The following is an 11,211-nucleotide window of genomic DNA, read 5'->3' as shown; positions in this document are numbered from 1 at the left end:
ACAGCGCGACCGCCAGCCGCTCGACGACCGGCTGTTCGGAGGGCGTCAGCGCCGCCAGGCCGGCTGCCGCGGACAGCAGGACGGCGTCGCGGACGGGGCCCTGCTCGCCGTCCAGGACGGCGTGGACCACGCCCGCGTTGTGGGCGGCGTCGCCGCCGCGCAGCGCGTCCGGGGCCGCCGTGGCGATCCCGAGCTCGCGCGGGTCGAGCCGCTCCTGCACGAACCGGCCGGTGGTCGCCGTCCAGACCGTCGAGGTGGTGGAGACGGACAGTTCGTCGAGGCCGTCGTCGCCCCGGAAGACCAGCGCGTCCACGCCCTGGCGGGCGAACACGGCGGCGATCAGCGGGCCCAGCCGGGGATCGGCGACGCCGACCGCCATGGCCGTGGGCGAGGCCGGGTTGGTCAGCGGGCCCAGCGCGTTGAACGCCGTCGGCACGCCCAACTCCTTGCGGGCGACGGCCGCGTGGCGGAACGCCGGGTGGAAGGCGGGGGCGAAGCAGAAGCCGATCCCGACCTCGCGCACCGAGCGGGCCACCTCCTCGGCCGAGAGCTCCAGCGCGATGCCGAGCCGCTCCAGCACGTCCGCCGAGCCGGAGGCGGAGGAGGCCGAGCGGTTGCCGTGCTTGACCACCCGGGCCCCGGCGGCGGCCGCCACGATCGCGGCCATGGTGGACACGTTCACGGTCTTCGCGCCGTCCCCGCCGGTGCCGACGATGTCCAGCGTCGGCCCCGGCACGTCGACCCGCACCGTGTGCTCGCGCGCGGCCCGGACCAGCCCGTCGACCTCCTCGGCGGTCTCGCCCTTGGCCCGCAGCGCCACCAGGAACCCGGCCAGCTGCGCCGGCGCCGCCTCGCCGCGCATCACCCGGTCCATCGCCCAGGCGGTGTCGGCGGCGCTCAGGTCCGTCCCGCCGATCAGCGCCGCGAGCAGCTGCGGCCAGCTGCGCGATTCACCATTCCCTGTCACTGGTCACCCATTCCGCTCGTCGATTCCGATGTGCGTGCGGTCAGCGCCCGGCGCCGACCGCGAGGAAGTTCTCCAGCAGCTGCATGCCGCCGGTGGTGGTGATGCTCTCGGGGTGGAACTGCACCGACTCGATGGGCAGGCTGCGGTGCCGCATGCCCATGACGTAGCCGTCGTCGTCGGCGGTCGCGGTGAGTTCCAGGTCCTCGGGCAGCGGCTGGGTGACGATCAGGGAGTGGTACCTGGTCGCGGTGAGGCTGTTGCCGAGGCCGGCGAACAGGCCGCGCCCGTCGTGCGTCACGGTGCTGGTGCGTCCGTGCATCAGCCGGTCGGCGACCTGGACCCGCCCGCCGAACGCCAGGCCGATCGCCTGGTGGCCCAGGCACACGCCGAGCAGCGGGACCTTCCCGGCGAAGTGGTGGACGAGCTCGACGTGGCCGGAGGCCGCCGGGTGCCCGGGGCCGGGGCCGAGCACGACCGCGTCGGGCGCGGTCGCGGCCAGCTGTTCGGGGGTGCGGGTGTGCGAGCGGACCACCTCGGTGTCCGCGCCGAGCGCCCGCAGGTACTGGTCGATGATGTGGACGAAGCTGTCCCGCGCGTCCACCAGCAGAACCTTCACGCCGTCAACTCCTCACCCGTCAGCGCCCAGTAGGCGGCACCCAGCTTCGCCAGCGTCTCGTTCCACTCGCCCTCGGGGGTCGAGTCGGCGACGATCCCCGCGGAACTCTGCACGGAGTACACCGCGCCGTCGTGCGCGATCGTGCGGATGCACAGCGCCAGTTCGCTCCAGCCGCCGACGTCGATCAGGCCGACGGCGCCGGCGTAGGCCCCGCGCGGCTCCCGCTCGATCTCGTGGATGATCTCCATGGCGCGCAGCTTGGGCGCGCCGGTCATGGTGCCGGCCGGGAAGGTCGCGCACAGCGACCGCCACACGTCGGCGTCCTCCTCCAGTTCGGCGCTGACCGTGGACACCAGGTGGAAGACGTGCGAGAAGGTCTCCACCACCATCAGGTCGTCGGCCGTCAGGGTGTGCGGCTTGCAGACCCGGCTGATGTCGTTGCGGGAGAGGTCGACGAGCATGACGTGCTCGGCCTGCTCCTTGGTGCTCGCCAGCAGGGCCTTGATCCGCCGCTCGTTCTCCTCCTCGTCCTGGTCGCGACGGGTGGTGCCGGCGATCGGGCGCATCACGATCCGGCCGTCCTCGATCCGGAACAGCAGCTCGGGGCTGGCGCCGATCAGCGTGCCCTCGCCGTTCGGGAGCAGGTACATGTGCGGGGAGGGGTTGCGCGAGCGCAGCCGCCGGTAGACCTCGACCGGCGTCAGCGCGGTGCGGACGTCGATCCGGTGGCCGACCTGGATCTGGTAGATGTCGCCGACCCCGATGTGCTCCAGGCAGCGCCGGACCCAGCCGTGGAAGGTGTCGCGGTCCACGCTGTCGTGCACGGACTGCGGGCGGGCGGCCGGCGGGCACGCGGCCTGCGGCTCCTGCCCGGCCGCCTCCCGGGCCGCGCCCGCGAGGTCGTGCCGGCCGTGCTCGCCGAAGGCCGGGCTGTCGGCCGTCCGCAGGACCGGCGCGCCGTCGGTGCCGTAGTGCACGCTGTCGCGGAACAGCGTCAGCACGGCGTCCGGGCGGGCCGGCGGCAGCGCCCGGGCCGGCAGGTCCTCCATGTGCCAGGCCGCGTCGTAGCCGAACCGGGCCAGGAAGCCGAAGTGGAAGCGGTCGCCGGGCAGGCCCGGCTCCAGGCCGAACAGGCCCTGTGCGCGCCGCAGGAACTCCCAGACGCGGGCCGGGTCGGGGGCCTCCAGCCGCCCGGGGGCGTCGGCGGCGGGGGTGAGGCCCGCCGCCTCGGCGGTCGCCCGCAGCACCGGGGCGAGCTCCGCGATCCCGTCGATCTCCAGGTACGAGCCGTACAGCCGGATCTCGGCGAGCGGGCCGCAGCCGAGTACCGCGGGCCCGCCCTGCCGGCCGGACTCGGTCAGGCTCTCCAGCAGGTACACCTGCTCCGCGCCGAGCCGGTCGCCCAGCCGCGTGTACAGCTCCAGCGGGTCGTGCGGCGGCAGCGGCGCGGTGCCGAGCCGGACGGCGAACGGAGGGTGCGATGGCGCGTCTGGCATCGGAATCCTCATCGTGAATGGCCGGCTGGGTACGGCCGGTGAACGAATGGCCCCCAGTCAATCCGTTCGTCCCGGAAGGCGGTCAGACCAGTTCTCCGGTGTGGGAGCAGGCCAATTCGCGGACGCTTGACCTTCTTTCCGCGGCCGGGCTGCAATGAGCGGGCCAGCGATTTCCGTTCCCATCCGAGGGCCGTGATGAATCGAATTCCGCAGACCGGAGCACCTGCCGCCTGGCGTTCCCTGCCGGCGGCCCAGCAACCGCAGTGGCCGGACCAGGCGGCGCTGCGCGAGGTGGTCGCCGACCTGTCGGCCGCCCCGCCCCTGGTCCTCGCCGAGGAGTGCGACCGGCTGACCGACCGGATGGCCGCCGTCGCCGCCGGCGAGGCCTTCGTCCTCCAGGGCGGCGACTGCGCCGAGACCTTCGGCGGCCTCACCGCGGACGCGGTCACCGCCAAGCTGCGCACCCTGCTGCAGATGGCGGTGGTGCTGACCTACGCGAGCGGCGTCCCGGTCGTGAAGATCGGCCGGCTGGCCGGGCAGTACGCCAAGCCCCGTTCCCAGCCGGACGAGACCCGCGACGGCCTCAGCCTGCCCTCCTACCGGGGCGACGCGGTCAACGGCCCGGAGTTCACCGAGGCGGCCCGCCGCCCGGACCCGGCGCGGCTGCGGCGGATGTACGAGGCGTCGGCGGTCACCCTCAACCTGGTCCGCGGCTTCGCGGCCGGCGGCAGCGCCTCCCTCTACCAGGCCCACCAGTGGAACCGCGGCTTCCTGGAGGACTCCGCCGAGGCCCGCCGCTACGAGGAACTGGCCGACGGCGTGGACCGCGCCCTGCGCTTCCTGCAAGCCTGCGGCTGCGACCCGGCCGGGCTGCTGGAGGCCGAGTTCTTCGCCAGCCACGAGGGACTGCTGCTGGACTACGAGCAGCCCCTCACCCGCACCGACCCGCGCACCGGGGCGCACTACGCCACCAGCGGGCACCTGCTCTGGGTCGGCGAGCGGACCAGGGGCCTGGACGACGCGCACATCGCCTACTTCGCCGGGATCCACAACCCGATCGCCGTCAAGCTCGGCCCCACGACCACCGCGGACGAGGTCCTCGGCTACGTCGACCGCCTCGACCCCGACCGCCGGCCCGGCCGGCTGACCTTCGTGGTGCGGATGGGCGCGGGCCGGGTGCGCGAACTGCTGCCGCCGCTGGTGGAGAAGGTCACGGCGGAGGGCGCCCGGGTCGCCTGGATCTGCGACCCGATGCACGGCAACACCGTCCAGACCGACGACGGCCGCAAGACCCGCCGCTTCGACGACATCCTGGGCGAGGTCGCCGGCTTCTTCGAGGTGCACCGGGAGCTGGGCACGCACGCCGGCGGCATCCACGTCGAGCTCACCGGCGACGACGTCACGGAGTGCCTCGGCGGCGGCGACCAGGTCCGCGCCGAGGACCTGCACCAGCGCTACGAGACGGCCTGCGACCCGCGGCTGAACCACCGCCAGTCCCTCGACCTCGCCTTCCGGGTCGCGGAACTGATGAAGGCCTGAAACCGCCCCGGGCGACGGTTGGCCGGATCGGTGCGCGCCGATCCGGCCAACCGGCATTTCCGTGCCGATTTTTCGTGGGTCACCCGAGGGTGCGGACGCCGATCGCAACCCGTCAGGCGGCGTCTTTTGGGGAGAACTGAATAGCGTTGACCCATTGACCGGGCCGTCCTTAGAGTGCCTTGCGATCCTGCGCCTATTCCTCTGGGGGGAGTGGAAACGGTGGGGCACAGACCTGGTTCCGGCATACGCCACGACGGCAGTTCCTCACCCGTGCCCCGGGTCGAGTACCGCATTCTCGGCCCGCTCGAAGCGCTCGTCGACGCCAGGCCGCTGAACCTCGGCGGGATCCGGCAGCAGACGGTGCTCGCCGCGCTGCTCCTCGACGTCAACCGGGTGGTCAGCGTGGACCGCCTGGTCCGCGCCCTCTACGAGGAGGCCCCGCCGGCCACCGCCCGCGCGCAGTTGCAGATCAGCGTCTCCGCCCTGCGCCGGCTGTTCGCCGCGCACGGCCTCTCCGACGTCATCACCACCCACCCGCAGGGCTACATGGTGAAGGCGGCGGACGACCAGCTCGACCTGCTCCAGGCCCGCGACCGGGTCGGGAAGGCGCGGGCGCTGCGCGACCAGAAGGCGGAGGCCCACGACCGCACGGCGGAGGACCGCGACCGCAGGGCGGAGGCCCAGGACCGCAAGGCGGAGGCCGCCGCCCTCTTCCGGCAGGCGCTCGGACTGTGGCGCGGCGACCCCCTCGGCGGCCTGCCCAGCGAGTCGATCCGCTCCGCCGCCGGCCAGCTCACCGAGCAGTGGGTCGGCGCCACCGAGGAGTGCATCCAGCTCGAACTCGCGCTCGGCCGGCACGGCGCGGCCGTCGGCGAACTCCTCGGCCTGGTCGACGAGTTCCCGTTACGGGAGCGGCTGCGCGGCCAGCTGATGCTGGCGCTCTACCGCTCCGGGCGCCAGACCGAGGCGCTCCAGGTCTACCGCGACACCCGCCAGTGGATGATCGACGAACTCGGCGTCGAACCCGACCCCCGGCTGCAGCGGCTCGAACTCTCCATCCTCGCCGGCGACCCCCGGCTCGACCTGCCCGACAGCCGTCCGGCCGCCGCCCACGGAGCCCCGGCCGCCGAGCCCGCCGCCGCGCCGCCCGTGGCGCCCGCCGCCCCCGCCGCCGTCCCGGAGATGCTCCCCGCCGACCTCGCCGACTTCACCGGCCGCGAGCACCTGCTCGCCGGCCTGCGCGAACGGCTGCTGCTCTCCTCCCACGACCAGTCCCGGCTGGCCGTCCCGATCGTCTCCGTCGTCGGCAAGGCCGGGGTCGGCAAGACCGCCGTGGCCGTCCACGCGGCCCACCAGATCGCCGCCGAGTTCCCCGGCGGGCAGCTCTTCGCCGACCTGCACGCCGGGGCCCCCGACACCGTCGGCCCGGCCCAGGTGCTGGAGCGCTTCCTGCGCGCCCTCGGCGTCAACGGCACCGCCATCCCCGACGGGCTGGAGGAGCGGGCCGAGATGTACCGGGCCCTGCTCGCCGAGCGCCGGGTGCTGATCGTCCTCGACAACGTCGCCACCGAGAGCCAGATCACCCCGCTGCTGCCGGGCAAGCCCACCTCGGCCGTGATCGTCACCAGCCGGCGGCACATCGGCAGCCTCGCCGGAGCCGTCCGGGTGGACGTCGACACCTTCGACCCCGAGCAGTCCGCGGAACTGCTCGGCCGGATCGCCGGCCCCGCGCGGGTGGCGGCCGAACCGGAGGCGGCGAAGGCGCTCGCCGAACTCTGCGACCACCTGCCGCTGGCGCTGCGCATCGCCGGCGCCCGGCTCGCCGCCCGGCCGCACTGGGAGATCACCGAACTGGTGGAGCGGCTGGAGGACGGGACCCGCCGGCTCGACGAGCTCAAGTACGCCGACGTCGGCATCAGGGCCGGCCTCTCGCTCACCTACGAGAGCGTCAGCGAGGACGCCCGCCGGCTGCTGCGGCGGATCGCCCTGATCGACGAGGGGCCGTTCTCCACCTGGGTCGGCATGGCGCTGCTCGACCTCCCCGAGTACCAGGTCCAGGACCTGATCGACGAACTCTCCGACGCCCAACTGCTGGACGCCGTCGGCACCGCGCCCGGCCGCCACACCCAGTACCGGCTGCACAACCTGATCCGGGTCTTCGCGCGCGAACGCCTCGTCGACGAGGAGAGCGTCGAGGAGCGGGAGGCCGCACTGGCCCGGGTGATCGGCTGCTTCCTCTACCTGCTGATCGAGGCGAGGCAGCGCGAGTACGGCCGCGACGTGCTGATCCGCGGCCGCGGCACCGCCCTGCACCCGCTGCCCGCCCGGACGGTGGACCGGCTGCTGGCCGAGCCGCTGCGGTGGTTCGCCCGGGAGCGGCCCATGCTCGTGCCCCGGGTCAGGCAGGCGGCCATGATGGGCCTCACCGCGCACTGCTGGGAACTCGCCGTCACCGCCGTGACGTTCCTGGAGACCCACGGCCGGCTCGACGACTGGCGCGACACCCACGAACTCGCCCTCGCGGCCGCCCGTAAGGGCGGCGACCGGCTCGGCCAGGCCGCCGCACTGCACTCCCTCGGCTCGCTCGCGCTGACCCGGCAGAACTTCGCCGCCGCCGAGGAGCGCTTCCGCCAGGCCGCCGGGATCTTCACCGACCTCGGCGACGACCTCGGCTCCGCCCTGACCGCCCGCGGCCTCGGCTACCTCGCCCGGGTGGACGGCCGGATCGACGAGGCGACCGCCCACTACCAGGCCGCCCTCACCGTCCTGCGGGCGAGCGGCGGCTCCGTCGCCGTCGCCTACGTGCTGCACAACCTGGCCCAGCTCAAACTGGGCGCGGGCGACGAGGAGGGCGCCGGGGAGCTCCTCGACGAGGCGCTGCGGCTCAGCCGGGAGGGCCGCGGCCGGAGGGTCGAGGCCCAGGTGCTGCACCGGATGGGCCAGAGCCACCTGGAACGCGGCGGCTACGACCGGGCCCTGGAGGCCTTCTCCCGCGCCCTCGACGTCGTCCGGCTGATCGGCGACCACACCGGCGAGATCTACGCCCTGCACGGCATCGGCGCGGCCCGCCACCGGCTCGGCGAGAGCGGCGAGGCCGCCCACGCCCTGCACCGCGCACTGCTCCTCGCGGAGGGCTCCAACGAGCGGCTGATCATGGGCCGGATCCTCGTCACCCTCGGCGAGTTGGCGCTCGGCACCGGGGAGGCCGACCTGGCGGTCCAGCACCTGCGGCGGGCCCGGTTGGTGTTCCGCCTGATGCGGACCCCCGCCGAGGAGGCCCGCACCCTCGACCTGCTGCGCTCCGCCCGGCTGGCCGCCGGTGACCCGGAGCCCCCCGCGGGCCCGGGTCCACCGTCCTAGTCGGCGATGAAGGCCACCGCGTAGTGGTTCAGCGAGAGGGTGAGGCTCACCCGGTGCCCCGACTCGCCGTCGGAGACCCGGAAGGTGGCCGCCACCTCGGGGTGCACGGTGAACAGGCCGAGCCCGCTGAAGTACCGGTCGACGTCGAACACCAGCCGGTAGAGGCCGCGTCCGCCGTCCGTCCCGCCCCACTCCTCGATCCGGCCGCTCGCGTCCGTTCTCCGCTCGACCACCGGCACCCACTCGTTGTCGACCAGCGACTCCAGTCTCGCGTCGAGGCCGGCGGCGGTGCGCCCGTGGACGCTGTCCAGCGCTTCGACGATGACCCTCGCCATCAGCCCACCCGCCCCGGGCGCGGTAACCGGGCCGGCGGACGTTCCTCGGACGGGATATCTCGCATGAAAACCACTCCTTGCCTCAGTACACGATGCATCGGGAAAAGGGCGCGTCAAGCCTATTGTCAGGGGTCCCGCTATCGGCCCGCCATCGAATGATTATTTGTTCGAAAAGTCTTGACGGACAGTGATTCCGGACCAGTAAAGTCACCGCTGCCAGCCACAATCCTCCGCCGCCGCACACCGCGACCTCCCGTCCGGTCGCCCGTCCGGCGGCGTTCCCGAAAGAGGCGGAAAATCCATGTCTCCGAAATCCGTCCCCACCGCACGGCGGCTCCGGGTATTCGACTCGACACTGCGCGACGGCGAACAGGCCCCGGGCAACGCGATGAACCCCGACCAGAAACTGGAGCTGGCCCTCGCCATCGAGGCCACCGGCGTCGACACCATCGAGGCCGGCTTCCCCAGCTCCTCACCGCGTGACTTCGAGGCGACCAGACTGATCGCGGGCGCGCTCACCACCGCCAAGGTGGCGACCCTCAACCGGGCCGTCCGCGCGGACATCGAGCTGGCCGCCCAGGCCGGCGGCGTCGAGCGCCACCAGGTCCAGATCATGGCCACCGGCAGCGACGTCCACCTGGAGCACAAGCGCGGCCTCACCCGGGCCGAGGGCCTGCACGAGATCATCGACAGCATCCGGTTCGCCCGCGAGCTGGGCTTCACCGACATCACGCTCGGCATCGAGGACGCCAGCCGGGGCAGCGACGACCTGCTGCGCCCGATGATCGAGGCCGGCATCGAGGAGGGCGCCAGCACGGTGGCGCTCGCCGACACCACCGGCTGCCTGATCCCCTCCGAGTTCGGCGCCCAGGTGGCGCGGGTCCGCTCCTGGATCCCGGACCACATCATCCTGTCCACCCACTGCCACCAGGACCTCGGGCTCTCCCTCGCCAACGCCCTGGCCGGCGTCGAGGCCGGCGCGGACGAGGTGCAGGCCACCATCGCCGGCATCGGCGAGCGCGCGGGCAACACCCCGCTGGAGGAGCTGGCCGCGGTGCTGCTCTACAAGGGCGAGCAGCTCGGCCTGACCAGCCGGCTGCGCACCGAGAAGTTCTACGAGGCCTACCAGCTGCTGGCCCGGATCATCGGAATGTCGACGCCGCGCAACAAGGCGATATTCGGGGAGAACGCCTTCGCCACCCAGGCCGGAATCCACCAGGCCGGAATGCTGCGCAATCCGGTGACCTACGAATACGTCGAGCCGCACAGCTTCGGCCGCGAGCGCGGAATTCTCATCGGCCGGCACTCCGGGCGCAATGTGGTCCGCAACCTGTTCGACCAGATGGGAATCGGCGCCGAGCACGACCTGCTCGACGAGATCTACGAGACCTACATCGCGGGCCGCGCCGACGGCACCTGCATCGAACTGGGCGAGCTGCGCGAGATCATCGCCGAGCGCCTGGAGCGCACCAGCGAGATGGCGGTGGCCAGCTGATGGGCGGCACCGAGCGCAACCTGATCGAGAAGGTCTGGCAGAGCCACGTCGTCGACCAGGCACCGGGCGAGCCCGACCTGCTCTACATCGACCTGCACCTGCTCCACGAGGCGAGTTCCCCGCAGGCCTTCGACGGCCTCCAGCTGGCCGGCCGCCGGGTCCGCCGGCCCGACCTCGCGCTCGCCCTCGAAGACCACAACGTGCCCACCAACACGCTGCTGGTCAAGGACGCGATGGGCAGCGCCCAGCTGGAGCGCCTGCGCGAGAACTGCGAGGAGCAGGGGATCGAGCTGTTCTCGCTCGGCGACGACCGGCAGGGCATCGTGCACGTGGTGGCGCCCGAACTGGGCTTCGTGCGCCCCGGCATGACCGTGGTGTGCGGCGACAGCCACACCTCCACGCACGGCGCCTTCGGGGCGCTCGCCTTCGGCGTCGGCACCAGCGACGTCGAGCACGTGCTCGCCACCCAGACGCTGGCGCTCCAGCGCCCCCGGACGATGTCCGTCGAGTTCGTCGGCGAGCCGCCGGCCGACGTCACGCCGAAGGACCTGATCCTCGCGCTGATCGCGCACATCGGTGCCAACGGCGCCAACGGCTACGCGATCGAGTACCGCGGCAAGGCCGTCGAGAACCTCTCCATGGAGGGGCGGATGACGGTCTGCAACATGAGCATCGAGGCGGGCGCCCGCGCCGGCCTGATCGCCCCCGACGACACCACGCTCGCCTACCTGCGCGAGCGCTGGGACCCGGCCGCCGAGGCCGACTGGGACGAGGCCGTCAGCTACTGGCAGTCCCTGCGCACCGACGAGGGCGCCGCCTTCGACCGCGTCGTCGAACTGGACGTCACCGGGCTCAAGCCCTTCGTCACCTGGGGCACCAACCCCGGCCAGGCCGTCCCGCTGGACGCCGCGGTGCCGGCGCCCGAGACCTTCGCGACCCCCGCCGAGCAGCAGGCCGCGCGCCGCGCCCTGGAGTACATGGGCCTCGAACCGGACGTCGCCCTGCGGGACGTCGAGATCAACACGGTCTTCCTCGGCTCCTGCACCAACGGCCGGATCGAGGACCTGCGGGCCGCCGCCGACGTGCTGCGCGGCCGCAAGGTCTCCGACCGGATCACCATGCTCGTCGTCCCCGGCTCGATGGCCGTCCGGGCCCAGGCCGAGGAGGAGGGCCTGGACCAGGTCTTCCTCGACGCGGGCGCGCAGTGGCGGCTCTCCGGCTGCTCGATGTGCATGGGCATCAACGCCGACCGCCTCCAGGGCATCCAGCGGGTCGCCTCCACCTCCAACCGCAACTACGAGGGCCGGCAGGGCACCCACGCCCGCACCCACCTGGTCTCGCCCGTCGTCGCCGCCGCCACCGCAGTGGTCGGCCGCCTGGCCGCGCCGACCGAGCTGTGACCG

8 protein-coding genes are annotated in these 11,211 nt (G+C 73.1%); 4 read left to right on the top strand and 4 right to left on the bottom strand.

The window, feature by feature from the left end; translation table 11 throughout:
• From trpD to ACFVX9_RS18235, 3 genes are all read right to left on the bottom strand, one after another.
• The coding region (trpD, locus tag ACFVX9_RS18245) for an anthranilate phosphoribosyltransferase (protein WP_387982475.1) at window positions 1-967 on the bottom strand (967 nt) is incomplete at its 3' end.
• 40 nt (window positions 968-1,007) lie between these two features.
• Complete coding sequence (locus ACFVX9_RS18240) at window positions 1,008-1,583, bottom strand: aminodeoxychorismate/anthranilate synthase component II (RefSeq protein ID WP_063349726.1); 576 nt, start codon at window positions 1,581-1,583, stop codon at window positions 1,008-1,010.
• Complete coding sequence (locus ACFVX9_RS18235; RefSeq protein ID WP_380345904.1) at window positions 1,580-3,079, bottom strand: anthranilate synthase component I family protein; 1,500 nt, start codon at window positions 3,077-3,079, stop codon at window positions 1,580-1,582. The genes ACFVX9_RS18240 and ACFVX9_RS18235 overlap by 4 nt, the downstream gene beginning before the upstream one ends.
• Window positions 3,080-3,274: 195 nt before the next feature.
• Here ACFVX9_RS18235 and ACFVX9_RS18230 point away from each other — a divergent pair, with 195 nt between their 5' ends.
• Together ACFVX9_RS18230 and ACFVX9_RS18225 are read left to right on the top strand one after the other, a co-directional pair.
• Window positions 3,275-4,618, top strand: a complete 1,344-nt coding sequence (locus ACFVX9_RS18230) for a class II 3-deoxy-7-phosphoheptulonate synthase (protein ID WP_063351485.1) — start codon at window positions 3,275-3,277, stop codon at window positions 4,616-4,618.
• Between the two features lie 270 nt (window positions 4,619-4,888).
• Complete coding sequence (locus ACFVX9_RS18225) at window positions 4,889-7,978, top strand: BTAD domain-containing putative transcriptional regulator (RefSeq protein ID WP_380427257.1); 3,090 nt, start codon at window positions 4,889-4,891, stop codon at window positions 7,976-7,978.
• On the opposite strand, the gene ACFVX9_RS18220 is transcribed toward ACFVX9_RS18225, so the two are convergent.
• Window positions 7,975-8,313 carry a hydroxyisourate hydrolase gene (locus ACFVX9_RS18220; RefSeq protein WP_063349729.1) on the bottom strand — a complete coding sequence of 113 codons (339 nt, stop codon included), beginning with the start codon at window positions 8,311-8,313 and terminating at the stop codon, window positions 7,975-7,977. The genes ACFVX9_RS18225 and ACFVX9_RS18220 overlap by 4 nt on opposite strands.
• Window positions 8,314-8,614: 301 nt before the next feature.
• Between ACFVX9_RS18220 and ACFVX9_RS18215 the strand changes: the two genes are divergently transcribed.
• Window positions 8,615-9,808, top strand: coding sequence for a LeuA family protein (locus ACFVX9_RS18215; protein ID WP_380377925.1), 1,194 nt, complete (start codon window positions 8,615-8,617; stop codon window positions 9,806-9,808).
• Entirely contained in the window at window positions 9,808-11,208 is a 1,401-nt protein-coding gene (gene leuC, locus ACFVX9_RS18210) for a 3-isopropylmalate dehydratase large subunit (RefSeq protein ID WP_063349731.1), read from the top strand. Before ACFVX9_RS18215 ends, leuC begins: the two co-directional genes overlap by 1 nt.
• Window positions 11,209-11,211: the final 3 nt, after the last annotated feature.

The organism is Kitasatospora sp. NPDC058243 (genome assembly GCF_042882025.1).
GTDB lineage: Bacteria > Actinomycetota > Actinomycetes > Streptomycetales > Streptomycetaceae > Kitasatospora.
Note: the sequence above shows the minus strand (reverse complement) of the source record. Positions and strands in the feature narration are given on the sequence as shown.